Annotated in this window: 21 protein-coding genes; 20 read left to right on the top strand and 1 reads right to left on the bottom strand. The window is 65.2% G+C overall.

Translation table 11 applies throughout. The features are described from left to right. The first annotated feature begins 524 nt into the window (after nt 1-524). Together G3N99_RS11795 and G3N99_RS11790 are read left to right on the top strand one after the other, a co-directional pair. Entirely contained in the window at nt 525-2,600 is a 2,076-nt protein-coding gene (locus G3N99_RS11795) for a molybdopterin oxidoreductase family protein (protein WP_206122473.1), read from the top strand. 136 nt (nt 2,601-2,736) lie between these two features. Further along, on the top strand, nt 2,737-4,410 hold the full coding sequence (locus G3N99_RS11790) for a long-chain fatty acid--CoA ligase (RefSeq protein ID WP_206122472.1): 1,674 nt from the start codon (nt 2,737-2,739) through the stop codon (nt 4,408-4,410). A 276-nt stretch (nt 4,411-4,686) separates the two neighbouring features. Here G3N99_RS11790 and G3N99_RS11785 read toward each other — a convergent pair whose 3' ends face one another. After that, nucleotides 4,687-5,838, bottom strand: coding sequence for a porin (locus tag G3N99_RS11785; protein ID WP_011350830.1), 1,152 nt, complete (start codon nt 5,836-5,838; stop codon nt 4,687-4,689). Between the two features lie 276 nt (nt 5,839-6,114). Here G3N99_RS11785 and coq7 point away from each other — a divergent pair, with 276 nt between their 5' ends. From coq7 to lpxC, 18 genes are all read left to right on the top strand, one after another. Beyond that, the gene (gene coq7 / locus G3N99_RS11780; protein WP_027788457.1) at nt 6,115-6,741 is read left to right on the top strand and encodes a 2-polyprenyl-3-methyl-6-methoxy-1,4-benzoquinone monooxygenase; all 627 of its coding nucleotides are present in this window, start codon (nt 6,115-6,117) and stop codon (nt 6,739-6,741) included. A gap of 386 nt (nt 6,742-7,127) precedes the next feature. Continuing rightward, nucleotides 7,128-7,556: a division/cell wall cluster transcriptional repressor MraZ gene (gene mraZ / locus G3N99_RS11775; protein WP_006487094.1), complete on the top strand. Its 429-nt coding sequence runs from the start codon at nt 7,128-7,130 to the stop codon at nt 7,554-7,556. Nucleotides 7,557-7,579: 23 nt separating this feature from the next. Next, on the top strand, nt 7,580-8,521 hold the full coding sequence (gene rsmH, locus G3N99_RS11770) for a 16S rRNA (cytosine(1402)-N(4))-methyltransferase RsmH (protein WP_011350832.1): 942 nt from the start codon (nt 7,580-7,582) through the stop codon (nt 8,519-8,521). After that, nucleotides 8,518-8,859 (top strand): cell division protein FtsL, encoded by a 342-nt coding sequence (ftsL, locus tag G3N99_RS11765; protein ID WP_174939015.1) that lies wholly within the window; start codon nt 8,518-8,520, stop codon nt 8,857-8,859. The genes rsmH and ftsL overlap by 4 nt, the downstream gene beginning before the upstream one ends. Further along, nucleotides 8,856-10,703 (top strand): penicillin-binding protein 2, encoded by a 1,848-nt coding sequence (locus G3N99_RS11760; protein WP_174939016.1) that lies wholly within the window; start codon nt 8,856-8,858, stop codon nt 10,701-10,703. Before ftsL ends, G3N99_RS11760 begins: the two co-directional genes overlap by 4 nt. Next, the gene (locus G3N99_RS11755; protein ID WP_206122471.1) at nt 10,700-12,238 is read left to right on the top strand and encodes a UDP-N-acetylmuramoyl-L-alanyl-D-glutamate--2,6-diaminopimelate ligase; all 1,539 of its coding nucleotides are present in this window, start codon (nt 10,700-10,702) and stop codon (nt 12,236-12,238) included. The genes G3N99_RS11760 and G3N99_RS11755 overlap by 4 nt, the downstream gene beginning before the upstream one ends. After that, nucleotides 12,235-13,641 carry a UDP-N-acetylmuramoyl-tripeptide--D-alanyl-D-alanine ligase gene (gene murF, locus G3N99_RS11750; RefSeq protein ID WP_206122470.1) on the top strand — a complete coding sequence of 469 codons (1,407 nt, stop codon included), beginning with the start codon at nt 12,235-12,237 and terminating at the stop codon, nt 13,639-13,641. Before G3N99_RS11755 ends, murF begins: the two co-directional genes overlap by 4 nt. A 16-nt stretch (nt 13,642-13,657) precedes the next feature. Next, nucleotides 13,658-14,827, top strand: coding sequence for a phospho-N-acetylmuramoyl-pentapeptide-transferase (gene mraY, locus G3N99_RS11745; RefSeq protein ID WP_006477019.1), 1,170 nt, complete (start codon nt 13,658-13,660; stop codon nt 14,825-14,827). A 28-nt stretch (nt 14,828-14,855) separates the two neighbouring features. Then, on the top strand, nt 14,856-16,367 hold the full coding sequence (murD, locus tag G3N99_RS11740) for a UDP-N-acetylmuramoyl-L-alanine--D-glutamate ligase (protein ID WP_206122469.1): 1,512 nt from the start codon (nt 14,856-14,858) through the stop codon (nt 16,365-16,367). Continuing rightward, complete coding sequence (gene ftsW, locus G3N99_RS11735) at nt 16,364-17,647, top strand: putative lipid II flippase FtsW (RefSeq protein ID WP_011350838.1); 1,284 nt, start codon at nt 16,364-16,366, stop codon at nt 17,645-17,647. The genes murD and ftsW overlap by 4 nt, the downstream gene beginning before the upstream one ends. Beyond that, entirely contained in the window at nt 17,644-18,747 is a 1,104-nt protein-coding gene (gene murG, locus G3N99_RS11730; RefSeq protein WP_174984086.1) for an undecaprenyldiphospho-muramoylpentapeptide beta-N-acetylglucosaminyltransferase, read from the top strand. Before ftsW ends, murG begins: the two co-directional genes overlap by 4 nt. A 94-nt stretch (nt 18,748-18,841) precedes the next feature. Next, complete coding sequence (murC, locus tag G3N99_RS11725) at nt 18,842-20,239, top strand: UDP-N-acetylmuramate--L-alanine ligase (RefSeq protein ID WP_206122468.1); 1,398 nt, start codon at nt 18,842-18,844, stop codon at nt 20,237-20,239. Nucleotide 20,240: 1 nt separating this feature from the next. Further along, on the top strand, nt 20,241-21,182 hold the full coding sequence (locus G3N99_RS11720) for a D-alanine--D-alanine ligase (RefSeq protein WP_011350841.1): 942 nt from the start codon (nt 20,241-20,243) through the stop codon (nt 21,180-21,182). Between the two features lie 19 nt (nt 21,183-21,201). Further along, nucleotides 21,202-21,954 carry a cell division protein FtsQ/DivIB gene (locus G3N99_RS11715; protein ID WP_011350842.1) on the top strand — a complete coding sequence of 251 codons (753 nt, stop codon included), beginning with the start codon at nt 21,202-21,204 and terminating at the stop codon, nt 21,952-21,954. A 26-nt stretch (nt 21,955-21,980) separates the two neighbouring features. Next, nucleotides 21,981-23,213: a cell division protein FtsA gene (gene ftsA / locus G3N99_RS11710; RefSeq protein ID WP_006487138.1), complete on the top strand. Its 1,233-nt coding sequence runs from the start codon at nt 21,981-21,983 to the stop codon at nt 23,211-23,213. A gap of 112 nt (nt 23,214-23,325) precedes the next feature. Then, nucleotides 23,326-24,522 (top strand): cell division protein FtsZ, encoded by a 1,197-nt coding sequence (gene ftsZ / locus G3N99_RS11705; protein WP_206122467.1) that lies wholly within the window; start codon nt 23,326-23,328, stop codon nt 24,520-24,522. A gap of 188 nt (nt 24,523-24,710) precedes the next feature. Further along, nucleotides 24,711-25,217 (top strand): peroxiredoxin, encoded by a 507-nt coding sequence (locus tag G3N99_RS11700; RefSeq protein ID WP_011350844.1) that lies wholly within the window; start codon nt 24,711-24,713, stop codon nt 25,215-25,217. A gap of 240 nt (nt 25,218-25,457) precedes the next feature. Then, a complete protein-coding gene (lpxC, locus tag G3N99_RS11695) occupies nt 25,458-26,375 on the top strand; it encodes a UDP-3-O-acyl-N-acetylglucosamine deacetylase (RefSeq protein ID WP_011350845.1) in 918 nt (305 codons plus the stop codon). Nucleotides 26,376-26,474: the final 99 nt, after the last annotated feature.

The following is a 26,474-nucleotide window of genomic DNA, read 5'->3' as shown; positions in this document are numbered from 1 at the left end:
TCCCATCCCGAACAGGACCGTGAAACGACTCTACGCCGATGATAGTGCGGATTCCCGTGTGAAAGTAGGTAATCGTCAGGCTCCCTAAGCCGAGAACCCCCGCCCGAAAGGCGGGGGTTTTTGCATTTGAGCGGCGGAAATGCGTGGGGAATCGGGATGGGCGGCCTGGCTGGAGCTTCCACATCACCTCTCCCAAGTACAACCACTCGCGGCTCCCGGTCCGCTAATTGGTCAGCATCATTCGCGATCCATTGGCCTATTGATCGTATCTCCGATCAAAACTGCAATTCCTCTCTCTCTCTCGAATCAGTTGGCGCCGTCGTGCGCAATCGGCTTTCCATAGTCGACAACGAATGTCGGGTTGGCCATGCAAGTCCCCCCGCAGACGACGCACGGAACGACTGAAACGCTCCTGATTCCTCCCATCGCGTTTCGGCCAAATACCTCAGAACCTGTACGAAATGAACGCTTTATTTGGCGTGTCCACGTAAAATTTGCGAATCCCCATCTCTGCACTTAAAACGATGAACGCCGCCATTCAGGTAGCCCGGGCCGTTTGCCCGCACGATTGTCCGGACACGTGCGCAATGCGTGTGACTGTCGAAAACGGCAAGGCGATCAAGGTCACGGGCGATCCAGATCATCCGCCGACACAAGGCGTGTTGTGCACGAAAGTCAGCCGATACGCCGATCGCGTTCATCACCCCGACCGCCTCAACGTCCCGCTCAAGCGCGTCGGTGCCAAAGGAGAGGGGCATTTCGTACCGATCAGTTGGGACGAGGCGTTCGATGAGATCGGCCGTCGTCTCGGTGAAATCGCGGAGCGTGCACCGGAAGCGATCGTGCCGTACAGCTATGCGGGAACGATGGGGCTCGTGCAGGGGGAGGGCATTGCCCAGCGGTTCTTCCACAAGCTCGGTGCCTCGCGGCTCGAGCGCACGATCTGCGCGGCGGCCGGTGCAGCAGGGCTGCGTTACACCTACGGCGGCAGTCTCGGCATGCACCTCGAGCATTTCGAGGAAAGCGAGCTGATTCTGATTTGGGGCGCAAACCCGATCGCGTCGAGCCTGCACTTCTGGACGCGTGCGCAGGAAGCGAAGCGCCGCGGCGCACGCCTTGTCGCCATCGATCCGTATCGTTCGCTGACAGCGGAGAAGTGTCATCAGCACATCGCGTTGAAACCCGGCACCGACGGCGCGTTCGCACTCGGCATGATGCACGTGCTGATTACCGAAAGCCTGCTCGATCACGACTACATCGCCAGCCATACGCTAGGCTTCGACGCGCTCAAGGAGCGTGCGATGTCCTATCCGCCGGAACGCGTTGCGCAGATCTGCGGTATCGACGTGTCGGAACTGGTCGATCTTGCGCGTCGTTACGGTGCTACCCGCAAGGCATCGATCCGCCTCAACTACGGCATGCAGCGTGTCCGCGGCGGTGGCAACGCCGTACGCGCGATCGCAAGCCTGCCGGCGCTGACGGGCGCCTGGCGGGATCGGGCCGGCGGCCTATTGCTGTCGTCGTCGGAATCCGCGCCAGTCAACCAGGCCGCGCTGCTGCGTCCGGATTTGATGCCGGGCTGGCCGCACAAGCTGCCGCGCATCATCAACATGAACGCGATCGGCGACGCGCTGTTGCACCAAGGCGATGCAACCTTCGGGCCGAAGGTCGAAGCGATCATCGTGTACAACTCGAACCCGGTGGCGGTCGCGCCGGACTCTTCGAAGGTCGCGGCAGGGTTCGCGCGTGACGATCTGTTCACGGTCGTTCTCGAGCATTTCAAGACAGATACCGTCGATTTCGCCGACATTGTGTTGCCGGCAACCACGCAGCTCGAGCATCTGGATATCCACAAATCGTACGGCCACACCTACGTGATGGCGAACCTGCCGTCGATTCCGCCGGTGGGAGATGCGCGACCGAATACGGAAATCTTCCGTGGTATCGCGCGCAGTATGCGGCTCGACGAACCCGCGCTTTATCACAGCGACGAAGAGGTCGCGCGCGCGGCGCTCCGCTGGGACGATCCAGTGCTCGACAGCGACTGGGACACGCTGAAGCGCGATGGCTGGCTGAAGCTCAAGCTGCCGGAGGCGCCGTTCGCGAACGGCGGTTTCCGTACGCCGTCCGGCAAGTGCGAGTTCTACAGCCCGCGACTCGAGCAGATGGGCGCGGATCCCGTGCCCGACTACCTGCCGCCGTTCGAATCGGCCGAGGCCGCGCCCGAGCTCGCCGCACGCTATCCGCTCGCGATGATCTCGCCGCCGGCCCGCCACTTCCTGAACAGTACGTTCGTGAACGTCGACAGCCTGCGTCATACCGAAGGCGAGCCGCATCTCGACATCCACCCGTCTGACGCCGATGCGCGCGGTATCGCCGAAGGTGACGTCGTTCGCATCTTCAACGACCGCGGATCGATGCAGGCGCTCGCGAGAATTACCGATCGCGCACGCGCAGGGCTCGTCGTCGGACTGTCGATCTGGTGGAAGAAGCTGTCACCGGACGGCAGAAACGCGAATGAAGTGACGAGCCAGGCGCTCACCGATCTTGGCAATTCGGCGACGTTCTACGATTGCCTCGTGGAAGTTGAACGCATTTGATCGGATATCACCGTATGATCAGACGAATTTCCACGGAAGTTCGAAGTGGACATCTAACCCTGTTGTCTCGAGGCGAGCGAGCCGTTACGATGCGTTTTAGCACGACCATTCGAAAATCTGTGAGGAGACGCGCAGTATGGACAAAATTTGGCTGAAATCGTACCCACCCGGCGTTCCAGCCGAAATTGACGCGTCTCCTTATCCCTCTGTCCCGGACCTGCTCGACGAAAGCTTCCGGCAGTATCGCGACCGCACGGCGTTCGTCTGCATGGGCAAGGGCATCACGTACGGCGAACTCGACAAGCTGTCGCGCCAGTTCGGCGCATGGCTGCAATCGCGTGGGCTTGCGCGCGGGGCGCGCGTCGCGATCATGATGCCGAACGTGCTGCAGTATCCCGTGGCGATCGCCGCGGTACTGCGTGCGGGCTACACCGTCGTCAACGTCAACCCGCTCTATACGCCGCGCGAGCTCGAGCATCAGCTGAAGGACAGCGGTGCGGAGGCGATCGTCATCCTCGAGAATTTCGCGTCGACGCTGCAGGCCGTCATCGCGAATACGGGCGTCAAGCACGTCGTCGTCGCATCGATGGGCGATCTGCTGGGCATCAAGGGATGGCTCGTCAACTACGTCGTGCGCAACGTGAAGAAGATGGTGCCTGCCTGGCAGTTGCCGTCGTTCACGCGCTTCAAGGTCGCGTTGTCGGAAGGTGCACGCCAGGCATTCAAGGCGCAGAAGATCGGCCCCGATGACGTCGCGTTCCTGCAATACACGGGCGGTACGACCGGCGTGGCGAAGGGGGCGACGCTGCTGCACCGGAACATCGTGTCGAACGTGCTGCAGGCGGGCGCCTGGCATCATCCGGCGCATGAGAAGTTCCCGGACGTGAAACAGTTCGTGACCGTTGTCGCGCTGCCGCTGTATCACGTGTTCGCGCTGACCGTCTGCGGCTTCCTGACGATGCGTACCGGTGGCATGGGCATCCTGATCCCGAACCCGCGCGACATCGCCGGCATGATCAAGGAGCTGAAGGGCTACCAGATCTCGACGATCCCGGCGGTCAACACGCTGTACAACGCACTGCTGAACCACCCGGAATTCAATCAGCTCGACTTGTCGAAGCTCGTGATCGCCAACGGCGGCGGCATGGCGATCCAGGAAGGCGTCGCGAAACGCTGGTACGAAAAGACCCATACCGCGATCATCGAAGGCTACGGGCTGTCGGAAACATCGCCGGTGGCGACCTGCAACCCGGTGACGGCAACCGAATATAGCGGGACGATCGGCCTGCCGCTGCCGTCCACCGAAGTGGCGATTCGCGACGACGCCGGCAACGACGTCGCGCTCGGCGAACCCGGCGAGATCTGCATCCGCGGGCCGCAGGTGATGGCCGGCTACTGGAACCGGCCGGACGAAACCGCGAAGGTCATGTTCGCGGACGGCTTCTTCAAGACGGGCGACGTCGGCGTGATGGATGCGCGAGGTTACGTGAAGATCGTCGACCGGAAGAAGGACATGATCCTCGTATCGGGCTTCAACGTGTACCCGAACGAAGTCGAGGACGTGGTGGCGTCGCACCCGGGCGTATTCGAGGTGGCGGCCGTTGGCGTGCCCGACGAGCATTCCGGCGAAGCCGTGAAGCTGTTCGTCGTGAAGAAGGACCCGGCGCTCACCGACAAGGACATCCTCGCCTACTGCAAGGAGCGGCTCACCGGCTACAAGCGACCGAAGCTGGTCGAGTTCCGTACCGAGCTGCCGAAAACGAACGTCGGCAAGATCCTGCGGCGCGAACTCCGCGACGGGCGCGCATGACGGCGTGATCGATCGAACGAAAAAGCCCGGCTTGTGCCGGGCTTTTTTTGTTTGCGGCGCCGCCCCAAAGAGGCTGTTTCCGAACGAGGCCGCTTCCGGAATGGCCCGAGCCGGCTGCAGTGCGTATCGACGCAACAGGGACGGCGCGTTGCTCCGCGACGAGCGCGTCGTAGTCGGTATGATTCGCGGCACTTCGGCTTTGCGGCTGCACCGACCGGAAAAGAAAAAGGCGCCCGAAGGCGCCTTCAATATGCTGCGGCTTGTCAGGCAAGCTGATTAGAACTTGTGACGGATACCGACGCGTGCTGCGACCTGGTTGCTGGTGCTCGAACCTGCGAGACCGTTGATCGCTGCGGTTGCCTGGATCACGTTGCCGTTCGCGTCGAGCACGTTGCCCGATGCGTGCTGGTACACGCCGATCGCGTAGACGTCCGTGCGCTTCGACAGGAAGTAGTCGACACCCAGCGAGCCCTGGTGATACTTGGCTGCCGAGCTGCCGTTGATCTTGCTGCCTTGCGTGTAGTCGTACGCCGCGCCGAGAATCAGCGCCGGGGTCAACTGATACTTGAAGTTGAGTTCGCCGTTGTTGAACGTCGCGGACTGGTTCACGAACGGGCCTGCCGAGAAGCCCTTGAACTTCGTGTTCGAGTACGTTGCGCCGATCGTCGCTGCGCCGAATGTGTAGGCACCGCCAGCACCGATGACCTGGTACGTGTTCGCGTTGTTCGCGTACGCGCCGTAGATCGGCGACGAGACCGACGACGACGTCGAACCGTTGTTGAACATGCCGCCGAACTGGTTCGGCGTGCGTGCGTTCAAGTAGCCGACGCCCAAGACCAACGGGCCGTTGTTGTAGCCTGCGCCGAGCGACCAGACCTGGTTCTTCGAGAACTGGCCTGCCTGACCGCCGAAGCTGTACACACCGCCGAACGAGAAGCCACCGTAGGTGTTGCTCGTGAACTTGACCGCGTTGTTCACGCGGTACGCGTTGTTGAAGTTGTCGAGGTCACCCGGGTGAGCGGCGATGTAGCCACCCCACTGGTCGCCTGCTTCGAGCGGGCCGACGAAGTCGACGACGGAGTCGTATTGACGACCCAGCGTGACCGTACCGTACGGGCTCGACAGGCCGACGTAAGCCTGACGACCGAACATCAGGCCGCCCTGACCGAGCTTGCCGCTGTTCACGTCAAAACCGTTTTCGAGGGTGAAGATCGCCTTCAGGCCGCCACCGAGGTCTTCGGTACCGCGCATGCCGAAGCGGCTGCCTTGCATCACGCCGCTGGCCATGCTGTACAGGTGCTTGCCGCCCGCGTTGTTGTTGAAGAGCAGGCCTTCATCGATGATGCCGTAAAGCGTCACGCTGCTTTGCGCATGGGCAGCGCCAGCGAACGCGCCCAGCGCGACGAGCGCGAGAAGCGACTTTTTCATTAACGGATCTCCAAGAATCACTGAATTTTTTTGGCGGGGCGGATAGTTATGTTCTGTTGACGGGCCCCATCAACTTCGCAAGAAGTCGCACGTAATGTAGCAAAACCGTTTTTTGCCACAAAGCGAAATGCCGCAGCTCAAGGTCGCCATGTTTCGTTTATGCAACAATGGTTAAAATCACGGGTTAACCGCAATTTCCGCTGAATAATCAAGTCGGTTACGCAGCGGACTCGTGCCCTTGCCGCTCGCGGCAGCACCTGCAGCCAGGAGAACAGGATGGTGTTTGATGAACTGATCAGCGAATTCGATCGCGGCCTGCGATCGCTGACCGGCATTAGCCGGATGAGCCGGCCGGTGCCCGCACCGGCAGAGGCGCCGGCCGTCGAGTTGACGCCCGCAGAGCGTACGCATGCCGCCGGGCTGATGCGCGTGAACCACGTCGGCGAGGTCTGCGCGCAGGCGCTGTATCAGGCGCAGAAACTCACCGCGCGTACGGCATCGGCGAAGGCGATGTTCGAGGAGGCCGCGCGCGAGGAGGAGGATCACCTCGCGTGGACCGCGCATCGCCTGAAAGAGCTCGACTCGCGCCCGAGCCTGCTGAACCCGCTCTGGTATGCGGGTTCGCTCGCGATCGGCGTGGCGGCCGGCGCGCTCGGCGACAAGGTCAGCCTCGGCTTCATGGCCGAGACCGAGCGGCAGGTCGAGAGCCATCTCGAAGGCCACATGTCCGAGTTGCCGGCGGCCGATACCGCGTCGCGTGCGATCGTCGACCAGATGCGTATCGACGAAGTGAAACACGGCAAGGCCGCGGCCGACGCAGGCGGGATCGAGCTGCCGCTGCCCGCGCGAATGCTGATGCGCGCCGCGTCGAAAGTCATGACGAGCACTGCGTACTATCTGTGAGATTCCCACCGGGGCGATGCGTGACGTCGCCCCGGTTCCCCGCCGCTGATACCGCCCGTTTATTCCTCGTTTTCCCGCCCCCGAAAGCCCCGTCCGCACACCCGTCTGGCCCGTCTTTCTCACGTATCACCTTCACAAGTTGCACTAGCTCATTCATTTATAACGGTTTTTGGAATGAGGGGTCGCATGAGCATGTGCGCGTAAGTCCTTGTTCTAACTAACAAAATTCGTCAAAAAAGCGGGCCGCTCCCTTGACCGTGCCACACCCTTCCTCTAAAGTGGGAGACAGTGTGAGAAAGTGTATTTTTGTGTGATTTGGCGGGCTATTCCGGCTAAATTCTCAGCATTGAGCGGGTGCTTCGGTGCCCTGAACGGGAGAGCGGAAAGTGTTCCAAGGGGCGTCGGCGCTGACGCTCGATGCGAAAGGGCGGATGTCGGTGCCGGCTCGCTATCGCGAAGCGCTGCAAGGACAGGCAGAAGGACGGGTGACTGTGACCAAGCACCCGGACGGCTGCCTGTTGCTGTTTCCGCGCCCCGAATGGGAAGTGTTCCGCGCCAAGATCGCCGCGCTGCCGATGGACGCGCACTGGTGGCGGCGCATTTTTCTCGGCAATGCGATGGATGTCGATCTCGACAGCGCGGGCCGGATTCTCGTATCGCCCGAGCTGCGCATGGCAGCCGGACTGGAAAAGGAAGTCATGTTGTTGGGAATGGGTAGTCACTTCGAGCTGTGGGATTCGCAAACCTACAACGCGAAGGAGCAGGCAGCGATGGCGCAGGGCATGCCCGACGCGCTGAAGAATTTCACGTTCTGATTGCGGTGACGGAGACGCCCGCGATGGGAAACGAATTGCAGCATCGGACCGTGTTGTTGGACGAAGCGGTCGAATCGCTCGTGACGCGACCGGACGGCATTTATGTCGACGGCACGTTCGGGCGCGGCGGCCATAGCCGTGCGGTGCTCGCGCGGCTGGCGCCGGGCGGGCGGCTGATCGCGTTCGACAAGGATCCGAGGGCGATCGAGACGGCGCAGGGCATCGAGGATGCGCGCTTCTCGATCGTGCATGACAGCTTTGCATCGATGCGCGACGCGCTTGCGGCGCGCGGTGTCGAGAAGGTGTCGGGGGTGTTGCTCGACCTGGGCGTGTCCTCGCCGCAGGTGGACGATCCGGCGCGCGGCTTCAGCTTCCGCGCCGATGGTCCGCTGGACATGCGGATGGACCCGACGCGCGGCGAGTCGGCGGCGGAATGGCTCGCACGGGCTTCGGTGCAGGAATTGACGGAGGTGATACGGGATTATGGGGAAGAACGGTTTGCTTTTCAGATTGCAAAGGCGCTTGTTGCTCGCCGGGCAGAGTCCGACCGTCTTGGGCCTCTCGACACCACGGGCGAGCTTGCCCAAATCGTGGGTCACGTCGTCAAAACCCGTGAGAAGGGCAAGGATCCGGCAACCCGCACCTTTCAGGCTATACGGATTCACGTCAATCAAGAGCTTGCGGACCTGCAAGTCGTACTAGACGCGGCACTGTCGTTGCTGGAGCAAGGGGGGCGGCTGGTGGTCATCAGCTTTCATTCACTCGAGGACCGGATCGTCAAGCGATTCATGCAGGCGCACGCGAGTGCGCCTGCGGTCGATCGTCGCCTGCCGATCCGCGCCGTCGACCTCCCGAGCCCGCCGCTCAAGATCATCAGCCGCCAGTTTCCGAGTGAAGCGGAAGTCGCTGCGAATCCGCGCGCCCGCTCGGCCGTGATGCGCATCGCGGAGCGCGTCACGCCATGAGCCGCTTCAATATCTTCCTGCTGATCATCGTGATGGGTTGCGCGTTGTCGGTCGTCAATTCGACGAACCAGCAGCGCCAGATCTTCATCCAGCTGCAGCGTGCACAGTCGCAGGAGCGTCAGCTCCAGCAGGACTACGCGCAGCTTCAATATCAGCAGAGCGCGCTGTCGAAGACGTCGCGCATCGAGCAGCTCGCGAACGATTCGCTGAAGATGCAGCCGATCACGACCGGCCGCACGCAATACCTGACGCTGCCGCCGGGCGCAGCGAAGGCGATCGATGCGCCGATCCCGGCTTCGGCGGACACGACCGCCAAGGGCAAGGGAGGCGCGCGATGAAGCCGTCCCAGAAGCGCCAGAACGTGAAGTTCTCGTCGAGCCCCGTGCTGGGCGTGCATCTGCCGATGTGGCGCTCGAAGCTCGTCGTGTTCATGCTGTTCATGGCGTTCGTCGCGCTGGCCGCACGCGCGTTCTGGATCCAGGGGCCCGGCAACGCGTTCTATCGGAAGCAGGGCGAAAGCCGCTACCAGCGCACGCTCGATCTGCCGGCGACGCGCGGCAAGATCCTCGACCGTAACGGGCTCGTGCTCGCGACGAGCCTGCCCGTGCGCGCGATCTGGGCGATTCCCGACGCGGTGCCGGACGATCTCGACGCCGACAAGGTCAACCAGCTCGGCAAGCTCCTCGGCATGACGTCGAAGGAACTGCGCGTGAAGCTGTCGGAAGACAAGGGTTTCGTCTACGTCAAGCGCCAGGTGCCGATCGACGTCGCGGACAAGGTCGCCGCGCTCGACATTCCCGGTATCTATCAGCGCAACGAGTACAAACGCTTCTATCCGGAAGGCGAGATCACCGCTCACCTGATCGGCTTCACGAACGTCGAGGACGAAGGGCAGGAGGGCGTCGAGCTGGGCGACCAGAAGATGCTGTCCGGCACGTCGGGCGTGCGTCGCGTGATCAAGGACCGGATGGGGCACATCGTCGAGGACGTCGCCGAGCAGATCCCGCCGCACAACGGCACGGATGTCGACCTGTCGATCGACAGCAAGATCCAGTACATCGCGTACGCGAACCTGAAGGCCGCCGTCGAGAAGTTCAAGGCGAAGGCCGGTGCGGCGATGGTCGTCGACGTGCGCACCGGCGAGGTGCTGGCACTCGTCAACTACCCGACGTACAACCCGAACGACCGCTCGCGCATGACAGGCGAGCAGTTGCGCAACCGGATCATGACCGACGTGTTCGAGCCGGGCTCGATCATGAAGCCATTTACGGTGTCGCTCGCGCTGGACCTGCACCGCGTGACGCCGAACACGCTCGTCGAGACGGGCAACGGGCATTTCGTGCTCGACGGCGCGCCGATCACCGACGACGCGGGTTTCGGCACGCTGACGGTCGGCGGCGTGATCCAGAAGTCGAGCAACATCGGCGCGACGAAGATCGCGATGACGATGCGGCCCGAGGAAATGTGGAATATGTATACGAGCATCGGCCTCGGCCAGGCGCCGAAGGTCGGCTTCCCGGGCGCGGTGGCCGGCCGCCTGCGTCCGTGGAAGAGCTGGCGCCGCATCGAACAGGCGACGATGTCGTACGGCTACGGCCTGTCGGTGTCGCTGTTCCAGCTCGCGCGTGCCTACACGGCGATCGCGCATGACGGCGAGCTGATGCCCGTGACCATTTTCAAGACCGACCCCAACCAGCCGGTCGTGGGCACGCAGGTGTTCAACCCGACCACCGCGCGCGAAGTGCGCGCGATGCTCGAGACGGTGGTCGCGCCGGGTGGCACGTCGCCGGATGCGGCCGTGCCGGGTTATCGCGTCGGCGGCAAGAGCGGCACCGCGTACAAGCATGAAGGTCACGGCTACACGCGCAAGTACCGCGCGTCGTTCGTCGGGATGGCGCCGATGCCGAATCCGCGCATCGTCGTCGCGGTGTCGGTCGACGAGCCGACCGCCGGCAGCCACTTCGGCGGCCAGGTGTCCGGCCCCGTATTCTCGGCAATTGCCGGCGACACGATGCGTGCGCTGAACGTGCCGCCGAACATGCCGATCAAGCAGCTTGTCGTGTCTGACGATTCGCCGGCAGCGCCTTCCGCAACCGGGCCGCAAAAGCTGGCCGCGGGTGGCGGTGCGAAGCATATGATCGTGTCCAGCACGACGCGTAATTCACCAGGAGTTGTTCGATGAGCGCCGCTCGCAGTTCCCATCCGGCGCATCAGCAGATCGCAGCCGCGCTTGCGTGGCTGCGTCAGCATGTGGCCTCCGCAGCGCAACTGCATGCCGACACGCGCAGCCTCAAGGCTGGCGACGTGTTTGTCGCGTATGCAGTCGACGGGGCGGACAATCGTGCCTTCATCGCCGACGCCGTCGCGCGCGGTGCGGCCGCCGTGCTGTACCAGCCGGAAGGGCTGGCCGCTGCGCCGGCCGTTCCTGTCGCGCTTGCGGTGCCTGCGCTCGACCAGCTTGCAGGCGAGATCGCCAGCGGCTGGTATGGTGATCCGAGCGACAGCCTGCTCGCGGTGGGTGTGACCGGCACGAACGGCAAGACGTCGTGCACGCAATGGATCGCCGCCGCGCTGACGGCGCTGCACCAGCCGTGCGCGGTGATCGGCACGCTTGGCACCGGGATGCCCGGCCAGCTCGTGCCGACCGGCTTCACGACCCCCGATGCGTCGCAATTGCAGCGCAGCCTTGCGCAGTTGCGCGACGCGGGCGCGAAGGCCGTGGCGATGGAAGTGTCGTCGCATGCGCTGCACCAGGGGCGCGTGAACGGTACGGCGTTCGACATCGCGGTGTTTACGAATCTCACGCAGGATCACCTCGACTATCACGGTACGTTCGATGCGTACGAGGCCGCGAAGGCGAAGCTGTTCGCATGGCGTGGCCTGCGTGCGGCGGTCGTCAACCGCGACGACGCGGCCGGACAGCGTCTGCTCGAGAAACTGGCCGGCCGCGTGCGCACGATCGCGTACGGAATCGGCGACGCAGCGGCGCCGGACGCCGATCGCGAACTGGTCGCGCTCGACGTGCGCGCCACCACGACCGGCACGGCGTTCCGCCTGCGTTCGTCGTGGGGCGACGCGGACGTCGAAGTCGGCACGCTCGGCACGTTCAACGTCAGCAACCTGCTCGCGGTGCTCGGCTCGCTGCTCGCGGCCGACGTGCCGTTCGACGCGGCGCTTGCCGAGATCGCACGGCTCGAGTCAGTCAACGGCCGGATGCAGCGGCTCGGCGGCCGGCTGCAGAACGACGAACCGCTCGTCGTGATCGACTACGCACACACGCCCGACGCGCTCGAAAAGACGCTCGACGCGCTGCGCCCGATCGCCACGGCGCGCGGTGGCCGGCTCGTCTGCATGTTCGGCTGCGGCGGCGATCGCGATACGACGAAGCGCCCGCTGATGGGCGCGATCGCGGAGCGGTTCGCCGATGAAACCGTCGTCACGAGCGACAACCCGCGCAGCGAGGACCCGCAGCGCATCATCGACCAGATCGTCGCGGGCATGACCGCGCCCGATCACGCACGCCGTATCGAAGATCGCGCGAGCGCGATCCTGCAGGCCGTGCGCGGCGCGGCACGCGAAGATGTCGTCGTGCTGGCCGGCAAGGGCCATGAGGCCACGCAGGAAATCATGGGCAAGAAGCGCACGTTCTCCGACCAGGATCACGCACGGCTCGCGCTGGCAGCGCGCGCGACGCACGGCAAGGGAGGCGCCGAATGACGATGCTCAGTCTCGGCGAAGCCGCTCGCCTGATCCCCGGCGCAACTGTCCACGGCGACGCGGGCGTCACGTTCGACCGCGTGTCGACGGACAGCCGCACGGCCGGCCCCGGCGATCTGTTCGTCGCGCTGAAAGGCGAGCGCTTCGACGCGCACGACTTTCTCGGCGACGTCGCTGCGCGCGGCGCCGCCGCGGCGCTGGTCGCGCACGTGCCGGCGGGCGTCACGATGCCGGCGATCGAAGGCGGCGAAACGCGTGCCGCACTCGGCGCGCTTGCGCATGGCTGGCGCAACCGATTCGCGCTGCCGCTCGTCGCGGTGACGGGCAGCAACGGCAAGACGACCGTCAAGGAAATGATCGCGTCGATCTTCGCGGCGGCGGTCGGCGCCGACGCGCGGCTCGCGACAGCCGGCAACCTGAACAACGATGTTGGCCTGCCGCTGACGCTGCTGCGCCTGTCGGCCGCGCATCGTCTCGCGGTGATCGAGATCGGGATGAACCACCCGGGCGAGACCGAAGTCCTCGCGCGCCTCACGGCGCCGACGGTCGCGCTCGTCAACAACGCGCAGCGCGAGCACCAGGAATTCATGGCGACGGTCGAAGCCGTCGCGCTTGAACACGCGGCCGTGATTCATGCGCTGCCGCCGGATGGTGTTGCGGTGTTCCCGGCCGATGATGCGTATGCGGGCATCTGGCGCGTTGCGGCGACCGGCAACCGGATCCTCGATTTCGCGCTGCACGATGCCGAACGGCAGAACGACGCGCAGGTCACGGGCCGCCTTCACGGCGGCGAACTTGCGATCGACACGCCGGCGGGCGCCGTCACGGTGCGGCTGCGTGCGCTCGGCGAGCACAACGCGCGCAACGCGCTGGCCGCTACGGCCGCGGCGCTGGGCGCCGGTGTCGCGCTGTCGGCGATCAAGCAGGGCCTCGAATCGTTCGAGCCGGTCAAGGGCCGGCTGCAGGTGAAGCAGGCGATCGCAGGCAGCCTCGCGGGTGCAACGGTCGTCGACGATACGTACAACGCGAATCCCGATTCGATGCGCGCCGCGATCGACGTGCTCGCCGCGCAACCGGCGCCGCGCGTGCTGGTGATCGGCGACATGGGCGAGGTCGGCGACGAAGGGCCGGCTTTCCATCGCGAGGTCGGTGCCTACGCACGCGAGCGCGGGATCGACGCGCTGTTCGCGCTCGGCGACGCGTCGCGCGACGCCTGCGCGGCATACGGCGACACGGCCCGCCATTTCGGCGACGTCGGCGCGCTGGTCGAAGCACTGCTCGCGGCGGGCTACGGCGCGCAGGCGACGCTGCTCGTGAAGGGCTCGCGGTACATGAAGATGGAGCGCGTGGTCGACGCGCTGACGAACCAACCCGCGGCGGGCACGGCGCCCGCTGCACACTGAGTAGAAGGAAGGAAGCATGCTGCTGGCGCTGGCGCAATGGCTGCAAGGAGACGCAAGCTTTTTGCGCTTGTTCACGTACCTCACGTTCCGTGCGGTGATGGCTACCATCACCGCGCTCGGGATCGGGCTCGTGTGCGGACCGTGGGTGATCCGCAAGCTGACGCAAATGAAGGTCGGTCAGGCCGTGCGCAAGGACGGCCCGCAGACGCACCTGGTCAAGTCCGGCACGCCGACGATGGGCGGCGTGCTGATCCTGATCGGCATCGCGGTCGCGACGCTGCTCTGGGGCGACCTGACGAACCGTTTCATCTGGATCGTGATGCTCGTCACGTTCGGTTTCGGCGTGATCGGCTGGGTCGACGATTACCGCAAGGTCGTCCACAAGGACCCACGCGGGATGTCGTCGCGCGAGAAGTATTTCTGGCAATCGGTGATCGGGCTGTTCGCAGCCGTCTACCTCGCCTTCAGCGTGTCCGAGGCGAACAACGTGCGCGTGTTCGACCTGTTCATGGCATGGGTGAGGAGCGGCCTGTCGATGGGACTGCCGGCACGCGCCGACCTGATGCTGCCGTTCCTGAAGTCGATCAGCTACCCGCTCGGCGTGTGGGGCTTCATCGTGCTGACGTACTTCGTGATCGTCGGCGCGAGCAATGCGGTGAACCTGACCGACGGCCTCGATGGCCTCGTGATCATGCCGGTCGTGCTGGTCGGTGCGTCGCTGGGTGTGTTCGCGTACGTGATGGGCAGTGCGGTCTATTCAAAATACCTGTTGTTCCCGCACATTCCGGGCGCGGGCGAATTGCTGATCTTCTGTTCCGCGATGGGTGGGGCAGGGCTCGCGTTCCTCTGGTACAACACGCACCCCGCGCAGGTGTTCATGGGCGACGTCGGCGCGCTGGCGCTCGGCGGCGCGCTCGGCACGGTCGCGGTGATCGTGCGCCAGGAAATCGTGCTGTTCATCATGGGTGGCATCTTCGTCGCGGAAACGCTGTCGGTGATGCTGCAGGTTTCGTGGTTCAAGTACACGAAGAAGCGCTACGGCGAAGGGCGACGTCTGCTGAAGATGGCGCCGCTGCATCACCATTTCGAATTGTCCGGCTGGAAGGAAACGCAGGTGGTCGTGCGTTTCTGGATCATCACGCTGATGCTGTGCCTGTTCGGTCTGACCACCCTCAAGCTGCGGTAAAGGAAAGGTAACAAGGATGTCTGGCGAGATGTTTGGAGATCGGCAACGGCCGATGGTGCTCGTACTGGGGCTCGGGGAATCGGGTCTCGCGATCGCGCGATGGTGCGCGAGGCACGGGTGCCGGCTGCGTATTGCCGATACCCGCGAGGCGCCGCCGAACCTTGCCGCGCTGCAGGCCGAAGGCATCGATGCGGAATTCGTCGGCGGGGCGTTCACGCCTGCGCTGCTCGACGGCGGTATCGAGCTCGTCGGGCTGAGCCCCGGGCTGTCGCCGCTCGAACCGGCACTCGCGGCGCTGGTCGCGGCCGCCAACGAGCAGGGCGTCGCAGTGTGGGGCGAGCTGGAATTCTTCGCGCAGGCGCTGCGTGCGCTCGGCACGAGCGGCTACCAGCCGAAAGTGCTCGCGATCACGGGCACCAACGGCAAGACCACGACGACGAGCCTCACCGGCCTGCTGTGCCAGCGCTCGGGCAAGAAGGTCGCCGTCGCGGGCAACATCAGCCCCGCGATGCTCGACCGGCTCGCTGGCGCGATCGACGAAACCGCGCTGCCTGACGTGTGGGTGCTCGAACTGTCGAGCTTCCAGCTCGAGACCGCGCGCACGTTCGCGCCCGATGCGGCCGCGATCCTCAACATCACGCAGGATCACCTCGACTGGCACGGCAGCTTCGACGCGTACGCGCAGGCCAAGGGCCGGATCTTCGGCGCGACGACCACGCGCGTGCTGAACCGCGACGATGCGGCCGTGATGAGGTTCGCGCCGGCCGCCGGCGCGGCCGATGCGCCGCGCACGGTCACATTCGGCCTGAACGAACCGGTGCAGGACGGCGACTACGGGCTGTCGCGCGACAACGGCATCGCGTGGCTGGTCGAAGCCGTCGATCGCGACGCGCCGGATGAGGTTGCGACGACGACCCGTCGGCGCAAGCGCGACGCGCATACGCCCGACATCGCGCAGAAGCGCCTGATGCCGGCCGACGCGCTGCGCATCCGCGGGCTGCACAACGCGGCGAACGCGCTGGCCGCACTCGCGCTCGCACGCGCGATCGACCTGCCGGCCGCACCGTTGCTGCACGCGCTGCGCGAGTACCGCGGCGAAGCGCATCGCGTCGAAGTGATCGCGACGATCGACGACGTGGACTACGTCGACGACAGCAAGGGTACGAACGTTGGCGCGACGGTTGCCGCGCTCGACGGGCTTGCGCAGAAGATCGTGCTGATCGCGGGCGGCGACGGCAAGGGGCAGGATTTCGCACCGCTGGTTGCGCCGGTCGCGCGCTGGTGCCGGGCGGTGATGCTGATCGGCCGTGACGCACCGGCGATCCGCGACACGCTCGCCGAAACGGGCGTGCCGCTCGCCGACTACACGACGCTCGAAGGGGCGGTGCACGCGGCGGCCGACCTCGCCGAGCCGGGCGATGCGGTGCTGCTGTCGCCTGCATGCGCGAGCCTCGACATGTTCAGGAACTACGCCCATCGCGCGGATGTGTTCCGCGCGGCGGTCGACGAAATCGCCATCGATAAAGGAGCGACGCCATGAGCTGGTCCGATCGCCTCGTCTCCCGCTTCAACGATCGCCGCGACACCGGCGGCAATGCCGCGGGCGGCCGCGTCGCATCCGCCACGCGCGCCGCGACGGGCGGCCTTGCGAGCGTCGTCAACGGCGTGCGCCCGAGCCGTTCGCGGATGCTCGACTTCGACTATTCGCTGCTGTGGGTCGCGATCGCACTGCTCGGGCTCGGCGTCGTGATGGTGTATTCGGCGTCGATCGCGATGCCCGATTCGCCGAAGTACGCGTCGTATCACGATTACGCGTTCCTGATGCGCCACTGCATCTCGCTCGTCGTCGCGTTCATCGCGGCGGTGATCGCGTTCCGCGTGCCGGTGTCGACGTGGGACAAATACGCGCCGCAACTCTTCCTGATCGCGCTCGTCAGCCTCGTGATCGTGCTGATTCCGCACGTCGGCAAGGGCGTGAACGGTGCGCGCCGCTGGATTCCGCTCGGCATCACGAACATGCAGCCGTCGGAAATCATGAAGCTCGCGGTGACGATCTACGCGGCGAACTACACGGTGCGCAAGCAGGAATACATGCAGAGCTTCGCCAAGGGCTTCCTGCCGATGGCGTTCGCGGTCGGCCTGGTCGGGGCGCTGCTGCTGCTCGAGCCGGACATGGGTGCGTTCATGGTGGTCGCGGCGATCGCGATGGGCGTGCTGTTCCTCGGCGGCGTGAACGGCAAGCTGTTCGGCGGCCTCGTTGCGACCGCGATCGGCACCTTCACGATGCTGGTGTGGCTGTCGCCGTGGCGTCGCGAGCGGATCTTCGCGTACCTCGATCCGTGGGACGAGCGCTACGCGCAGGGCAAGGCGTACCAGCTCACGCACTCGCTGATCGCGTTCGGCCGCGGCGAGTGGTTCGGCGTCGGCCTCGGCGGCAGCGTCGAGAAGCTCAACTACCTGCCGGAAGCACATACCGACTTCATCCTCGCGGTGATCGGCGAGGAGCTCGGTTTCGTCGGCGTGCTGGTCGTGATCCTGCTGTTCTACTGGATCGTGCGCCGCGCGTTCGAGATCGGCCGCCAGGCGCTCGCACTCGATCGCACGTTCGCGGGCCTGATGGCGAAAGGTATCGGCATCTGGTTCGGTGCGCAGACCTTCATCAACATGGGCGTGAACCTCGGGCTGCTGCCGACCAAGGGCCTGACGCTGCCGCTGGTGAGCTACGGCGGCTCGGGCATTCTGCTGAACTGCGTCGCGCTCGCGGTGCTGCTGCGGGTCGACTACGAAAACCGGGTGCTGATGCGCGGAGGGAAGGTATGACCGCGTCGCAACGCACGCTGATGGTGATGGCAGGCGGCACCGGGGGCCACGTGTTCCCGGGGCTCGCGGTCGCGCACCGGATGGAAGCGGCGGGCTGGCGCGTCGTTTGGCTCGGCAATCCGGCCGGGATGGAAGCGACGCTCGTACCGAAGCACGGCATTCCGATGGAATACGTGCGGTTCGGCGGGCTGCGCGGCAAGGGCCTGAAGACCAAGCTGACGCTGCCGTTCAACCTGCTGCGCGCATGCGGGCAGAGCCTTGCCGCGCTGCGCCGCGTGCGGCCCGACGTCGTGCTCGGGATGGGCGGCTACATCACGTTCCCGGCGGGCGTGATGACCGCGCTGTCGGGCCGTCCGCTCGTGCTGCATGAACAGAATTCGATCGCGGGCCTGACGAACAAGGTGCTCGCGAAATTCGCGAAACGCGTGCTCGTCGCGTTCCCCGGTGCTCTCCCGCACGCGGAATGGACGGGTAACCCGATTCGCGCGGAACTTGCCGGCACGGAAGCGCCCAAAGCACGCTATGCAGCGCGCAGCGGCCGGCTGAACGTGCTGGTCGTCGGCGGCAGCCTCGGGGCGGCCGCGCTGAATGAAGTCGTGCCGCGCGCGCTGGCGATGCTGGCGCCGGGTGAGCGCCCGCGCATCGTGCATCAGGCCGGCGCGAAGCACATCGACGCGCTGAAGTCGAATTACGAAGCGGCCGGTTTCGCGGCCGGCGAAGACGTGCGGCTCGTGCCGTTCATCGACGATATGGCGGCCGCGTATGCGGCGGCGGATCTGGTGATCTGCCGGTCAGGGGCGATGACGGTGTCGGAGATCGCGGCGGTGGGCGTGGCGGCGCTGTTCGTGCCGTTCCCGTACGCGGTCGACGATCACCAGACGAGCAACGCCGCGTTCCTCGCCGATGCGGGCGCGGCCGTGCTGGTCCAACAACGCGACCTGTCGGCGGAACTGCTTGCCGACTGGCTGCGCGGCCAGTCGCGGGCATCGCTCGCGGACATGGCGGAACGTTCGCGCTCGCTGGCGAAGCCCGAGGCCACCGACGAAGTCGCGCGCGTGTGCGCGAAGGCGGCCGGCGCGAACCTGGAACAACTTAAATGAAACAACCCCCACGCTCACTTCGTTCGCTTGGGGGGGCGCAGCCCCCCCATAAAGCCTGTCCATCGGGATTTGGGACGGCCCGGCGGAGGCTGACATGAAACACATCGTCAAACACATTCATTTCGTCGGGATCGGCGGCGCGGGCATGAGCGGCATCGCCGAAGTGCTCGTCAACCTCGGCTACGAGGTCAGCGGCTCGGACCTGTCGCGCAACGCGGTGACGGATCGTCTCCAGGCGCTCGGCGCACGGATCGCGATCGGCCACGACGCGGCGAACATCGAGGGCGCGAACGCGGTCGTCGTGTCGACGGCCGTGCGCTCGGACAACCCGGAAGTGCTGGCCGCGCGCGCGAAGCGCGTGCCGATCGTGCAGCGCGCGGTGATGCTGGCCGAGCTGATGCGCCTGAAGCAGGGCATCGCGATCGCCGGCACGCACGGCAAGACCACGACGACGAGCCTCGTCGCGAGCGTGCTCGCGGCGGGCGGGCTCGATCCGACCTTCGTGATCGGCGGGCGCCTGATCAGCGCAGGCGCGAACGCGCGGCTCGGCACGGGCGATTTCATCGTCGCCGAGGCCGACGAGTCGGACGCGTCGTTCCTGAACCTGTACCCGGTGATCGAAGTCATCACGAACATCGATGCCGACCACATGGACACCTACGGCCACGATTTCGCGCGGCTCAAGCAGGCGTTCATCGAATTCACGCAGCGCCTGCCGTTCTACGGCAGCGCGGTCGTGTGCGTCGACGATCCGAACGTGCGGCAGATCATCCCGTTCATCTCGAAGCCGGTCGTGCGCTACGGGCTGTCGCCGGACGCGCAGGTGCGCGCGGAAGACATCGATGCGCGCGACGGCCGCATGCATTTCACGGTGATCCGTGAAGGGCGCGCGCCGCTTGCGGTCGTACTGAACATGCCGGGCCTGCACAACGTGCAGAACGCGCTCGCGGCGATCGCGATCGCGACCGATCTCGGTGTGTCGGACGACGCGATCCAGCTGGCGCTGGCGGAATTCAACGGCGTCGGCCGGCGCTTCCAGCGCTACGGCGAAGTGCCGACCGCGGACGGCGGCCAGTACACGCTGATCGACGACTACGGTCATCACCCGGTCGAGATGGCCGCGACGATCGCGGCCGCGCGCGGCGCGTTCCCGGGCCGCCGCCTCGTGCTGGCGTTCCAGCCGCACCGCTACACGCGCACGCGCGACTGCTTCGACGATTTCGTCAACGTGCTGTCGACGGTCGACGCGCTGGTGCTGACTGAAGTCTACGCGGCCGGCGAGGCGTCGATCTCGACGGCCAACGGCGACGCGCTGTCGCGTGCGCTTCGCGCGGTGGGGAAGGTTGACCCGGTGTTCGTCGCGACGGTCGACGACGTGCCGGACGCATTGGCGAAGGTCGCGCAGAACGGCGACGTGGTGATCACGATGGGCGCGGGTTCGATCGGCGGCGTGCCGGCGAAGGTTGCGCAGCACACTCAACAGAAGGCATGACATGAGCGGGATTGATCCGAAACGTTTCGGCAAGGTGGCGGTGTTGTTCGGCGGCGAGTCCTCGGAGCGCGAGGTGTCGCTCACGTCGGGCAAGCTCGTGCTGCAGGGCCTGCGCGACGCGGGCATCGACGCGCACCCGTTCGACCCGGCCGAGCGCCCGCTGGCGGCGCTGAAGGATGAAGGGTTCGTGCGCGCGTTCAACGCATTGCACGGCGGTTACGGCGAGAACGGCCAGATCCAGGGCGCGCTCGATTTCTACGGCATTCGCTACACGGGCAGCGGCGTGCTCGGGTCGGCGCTCGGCCTCGACAAGTTCCGCACGAAGCTCGTGTGGCAGCAGACGGGCGTGCCGACGCCGCCGTTCGAGACGGTGCTGCGCGGCGACGACCTCGCGGCACGCGCGACGGACATCGTCGCGAAGCTCGGCCTGCCGCTGTTCGTGAAGCCGGCGAGCGAAGGTTCGAGCGTGGCGGTGCTGAAGGTGAAGACGGCCGACGCGCTGCCGGCTGCGCTCGCGGAAGCCGCGACGCATGACCCGATCGTGATCGTCGAGAAGAGCATCGAAGGCGGCGGCGAGTACACCGCCTGCATCGCCGGCGATCTCGACCTGCCGGTGATCAAGATCGTGCCGGCCGGCGAGTTCTACGACTATCACGCGAAGTACATCGCCGACGACACGCAATACCTGATTCCGTGCGGGTTGCCCGCCGACAAGGAAGCGGAACTCAAGCGCGTCGCACGCCGGGCGTTCGACGTGCTCGGCTGCACCGACTGGGGCCGCGCGGACTTCATGCTCGACGCCGACGGCAACGCGTACTTCCTGGAAGTGAACACCGCGCCGGGCATGACCGACCACTCGCTGCCGCCGAAGGCCGCGCGCGCGGTCGGCATCAGCTATTCGGAGCTGGTCGTGAAGGTGCTGTCGCTCACGCTCAACGACTGACGCAGGAACGGAACGACGTATGTGGAACAACGTTCGCCAACTCAACCTTGCCGCCAGCGCGCTGTACGCGCTGTTGCTGCTCGTGTTGGCGGCGGCCGGTTGCTACTGGCTGATCCAGCGCCCGACGTTCGCGCTGCGGGAAATCCGGATCGACGGCGACACCGAGCACATCAATTCGCCGACGGTGCGCGCGGGTGTGGTCGGCCGGCTGAAGGGCAATTTCTTCACGGTCGATCTCGACGCCGCGCGCGCCGCGTTCGAGCAGATGCCCTGGGTGCGCCATGCGAGCGTGCGCCGGGTGTGGCCGAATGCGCTGGCTGTCACGCTCGAGGAGTACAAACCGCTCGGGACCTGGGGCAGCGACCAGCTCGTGAGCGTCGACGGCGAGCTGTTCACCGCGAACCAGGGCGAGCTGGAGCAGGAACTGCCGGCGTTCGACGGCCCGGAGGGCAGTGCGAAGGAAGTCGTCACGCGGTATCGCGACTTCGGGAAATGGTTTGCGCCGCTGAAGGCGGCGCCGGAAGAAGTGACGCTGTCGGCGCGGTACGCGTGGACGGTGAAGCTGTCGAACGGCATGCAGGTCGAGCTGGGCAAGGAACGCAACAGCGAATCGCTGCATGACCGGAGCCAGCGCCTGGTTGCCGCATGGCCGGCGGTCACGGAGCGTTGGGGCAACGACATCGAGTACGCGGACCTGCGCTATCCGAACGGATTCGCGATTCGCGCGGCAGGCATGCGGTTCCTGACCGATACCGACAAGCGCAAGAAGTAACGAGAGATCACACGCAAGAGCACTTTATGAGCAAAGACTACAAGGATCTGCTGGTTTCCCTCGACATCGGCACGTCGAAGGTGGTGGCCATCGTCGCCGAGCTGAAGGGCGAAGGCCACTACGAGGTGATCGGTCTCGGCCAGAGCGAGTCGAAGGGTCTGAAGAAAGGTGTGGTGGTCAACATCGAGGCCACCGTGCAGTCGATCCAGCGCGCGCTCGAGGAAGCCGAGCTGATGGCCGACTGCAAGATCACCAACGTGTTCACGGGGATCGCGGGCAGCCACATCCGCAGCTTCAACTCGAGCGGGATGGTCGCGATCAAGGACAAGGAAGTCACGCAGACCGACGTCGCCCGCGTGATCGAGACCGCGAAGGCGATCAACATCCCGACCGACCAGCAGGTGCTGCACATCCTCACGCAGGAATTCATCATCGACGGCCAGGAAGACGTGCGCGAGCCGATCGGCATGAGCGGCATCCGGCTGGAAGTGAAGGTGCACATCGTGACGGGCGCGGTGAGTGCCGCGCAGAACATCGTCAAGTGCGTGCGCCGTTGCGGGCTCGAAGTGAACGACCTGATCCTGCAGCCGCTCGCATCGTCGCTGGCCGTGCTGACGGAAGACGAAAAGGATCTCGGCGTGGTGCTGGTCGACATCGGCGGCGGCACGACGGACATCGCGATCTTCGCTGAAGGCGCGATCCGTCACACCGCGGTGATTCCGATCGCCGGCGACCAGATCACGAGCGACATCGCAATGGCGCTGCGCACGCCGACGCCGGATGCGGAAGACATCAAGGTCGGCTACGGCATTGCGAAGCAGGCGCTCGCCGATCCGGACGAAATGGTGGAAGTGCCGGGCCTCGGCGAACGCGGCCCGCGCACGCTGTCGCGCCAGGCGCTGGCAGCCGTGATCGAGCCGCGCGTCGAGGAGCTGTTCTCGCTCGTGCAGCAGGTCGTGCGCGAATCCGGTTACGAAGAACTCCTGAGCTCCGGCGTGGTCATTACCGGCGGTGCGTCGATGATGCCCGGCATGGTCGAGCTCGGCGAAGACATTTTCCTGAAACCGGTGCGCATCGGCGCGCCGGAGTATGCAGGCGGCCTTTCCGACGTCGTGCGCAATCCGCGCTACTCGACGGCGATGGGGCTGCTCGTCGAAGGCAGTGCTCAGCGCATGCGCGGCCGCAAGGTCGCCGTGCAGTCCGGCAACGCGGGGCAGGTGTTCTCGCGGATGAAGGAATGGTTCCTGAGCAACTTCTGACATACCGAATCGAAATTCGCGCTGGTGCCGGCGGCTGGCGCGCGACAGGGGGTTGCCCGATCTCCTGCCGAATAACGGCCGAGTAGCAGTAATTCTCTTGACGGAGGCAACAATGGAATTCGAAATGCTGGAAACCGAAACCAACGGCACCATCATCAAGGTGGTCGGCGTTGGCGGCGCTGGCGGCAATGCCGTCCAGCACATGATCAACCGCGGCGTGCAGGGCGTCGACTTCATCGTGATGAACACGGATGCGCAGGCGCTGTCGCGTTCGCGCGCATCGTCGGTGATCCAGCTCGGCAACACGGGTCTGGGCGCTGGTGCGAAGCCGGAAATGGGTCGTGCGGCAGCGGAAGAAGCGCGTGAGCGCATCGCCGACGCACTGCGCGGCGCGCACATGGTGTTCATCACGGCCGGCATGGGTGGTGGCACGGGCACGGGCGCGGCACCGGTGGTCGCGCAGATTGCGAAGGAGATGGGCATCCTGACGGTAGGTGTCGTCAGCAAGCCGTTCGAGTTCGAAGGCGGCAAGCGCATGCGCGTCGCTGAAGCCGGTTCGCAGCAACTGGAGGATCACGTCGACTCGCTGATCGTCGTTCTGAACGACAAGCTGTTCGACGTGATGGGCGACGACGCCGAGATGGACAAGTGCTTCCAGTGCGCGGACGACGTGTTGAACAACGCGGTCGCAGGCATCGCTGAAATCATCAATGTCGATGGCCTCGTGAACGTCGACTTCGAAGACGTGAAGACGGTGATGGGCGAGCAGGGCAAGGCGATGATGGGCACGGCGACGGTTGCCGGCGTCGATCGCGCACGCCTCGCGGCGGAACAGGCCGTGGCGAGCCCGCTGCTCGAAGGCGTCGATCTGTCGGGCGCGCGCGGCGTGCTGGTTAACATCACGTCGAGCCGTTCGCTGCGTCTGTCGGAAACGCGCGAAGTGATGAACACGATCAAGAGCTACGCGGCGGAAGATGCGACGGTGATCTTCGGTGCGGTGTACGACGACGCGATGGGCGATGCACTGCGCGTGACGGTCGTGGCGACGGGTCTGGGCCGTGCGGCGAAGAGGCAGCAGTCGGCACCGATGACGCTGCTGCGCACGGGTACGGACAACCAGCCGGTCAGCGCGGTTTCGCACGGCTACGCACCGACGCATCACGTCAGCACGGCAGACTACGGCGCGCTCGATACGCCGGCGGTGTGGCGCAATTCGCGCGAAACCGCGGCATCGCACGTGCAGGCGCTGCAGGAGAAGGGTGTCGACACGTACGACATCCCGGCTTTCCTGCGCAAGCAGGCTGACTGACGCAAACACAGGCGAAGCCGCGGCGAAACTGCCGCGGTATCGCCGGCGTGACGGATGCTACGGACCACGACAGGCCGCGTCGGATGCGACGCCGGGCCGGGAAACGTGCCCTCTCCGCACAAGCGGGGCGGGATGGGCCGTGCTGTCCGCGACACGCTGAAAAACCGTATCGCTATGAGGGACCAGCCATGATTCAAGTGGGCGACGCGCTGCCCGACGCGCAATTGTTCGAGTACATCGACGACGCGCGTGAAGGGTGCACGCTGGGGCCGAACGCCTACAGCGTGCGCGACCAGGTTGCGGGAAAGCGGGTGGTGATCTTCGGATTGCCGGGCGCTTTCACGCCGACCTGCTCGGCGCAGCATGTGCCGGGCTACGTCGAACACGCCGAGCAATTGCGCGCGGCGGGCATCGACGAGATCTGGTGCGTGTCCGTCAACGACGCATTCGTGATGGGCGCATGGGGACGTGATCTGCACACCGCGGGCAAGGTGCGCATGATGGCGGACGGCAGCGCGGCTTTCACTCATGCGCTGGGGCTGACGCAGGATTTGTCCGCGCGTGGCATGGGAATTCGTTCCCTGCGCTACGCGATGGTGATTGACGGCGGTGTGGTCAAGACGCTGGCCGTCGAGGCGCCGGGCAAATTCGAAGTGAGCGATGCGGCGAGTGTTCTCGCGACGTTGACGTCCTGATCGTGCGGTGAGCCGTTGCCTTCCGGCAACGTTGCTCGCCGGCCTCAGGGCAGTTGTAACACGGGCTGATGACCGGAAACGCCTCCGTTCCGGGCATCGGCCCGTCCCGTATCGGCGCGGGTAAACTGCCGAAACAGATTGATACGCAGTTTCAAACTACGTTGAATAGGGAATTACGCTATAATCTCCCCTATCGAATATAACTCCTGATTGATATCTTCAATCACGACGAAGAACATCATGCTGAAGCAGCGCACCATCAAGTCCATCGTGAAGACCGTGGGTATCGGTGTCCACTCGGGCCGCAAGATCGAGCTGACGCTCCGTCCTGCCGCGCCGGGCACGGGCATCGTCTTCTCGCGCGTCGACCTTCCCACGCCCGTCGACATTCCCGCCGCGGCGACGTCGATCGGCGATACGCGGCTCGCGTCGGTGTTGCAGAAGGATGGCGTGCGCGTGTCGACCGTCGAGCACCTGATGTCGGCGTGCGCCGGCCTCGGTATCGACAACCTCTATGTCGACGTGACGGCCGAGGAAATCCCGATCATGGACGGTAGCGCAGCGACCTTCGTGTTCCTGATCCAGTCCGCCGGGATCGAGGAGCAGAACGCGCCGAAGCGCTTCGTCAAGGTGAAGAAGACGGTCGAAATCCGCGACGGCGACAAGTTCGCGCGTCTCGATCCGTACTTCGGTTTCAAGCTGAAATTCTCGATCGACTTCCGTCACCCGGCCGTCGACAAGACCGGTCAGGAGCTCGAGGTCGATTTCGCGAATACGTCGTACGTGCGTGAGATCGCGCGTGCACGCACGTTCGGCTTCGCACATGAGGCCGAGATGCTGCGCGAGATGGGTCTCGCCCGTGGCGGCAGCATGGAAAACGCAATCGTGCTCGACGAGTACCGCATCCTGAACAACGACGGGCTGCGCTACGACGACGAGTTCGTGAAGCACAAGATGCTCGACGCGATTGGCGATCTGTACGTGATCGGCCATCCGCTGCTGGCGTCGTACACCGCGTACAAGTCGGGCCACGGGCTGAACAACGCGCTGCTGCGCGAACTGCTCGCGAACGAAGATGCATACGAGATCGTCACGTTCGACGATCCGCAAGCCGCGCCGAAGGGTTTCGCGTTCGACATGCAGACGGCCTTCGCCTGATCCGCATTCTCCGCGCAAGCAACAAAAAAGCAGCCTCCGGGCTGCTTTTTTTATTGGCCGGGCACCTGGCGCGGCCGTCAGCGCGCGCCGTCAGCGCGG

The organism is Burkholderia sp. Ac-20392 (assembly GCF_017104585.1).
GTDB lineage: Bacteria > Pseudomonadota > Gammaproteobacteria > Burkholderiales > Burkholderiaceae > Burkholderia > Burkholderia lata.
The sequence above is the reverse complement of the archived record's forward strand: the minus strand, read 5'-3'. Positions and strand labels throughout refer to the sequence as shown.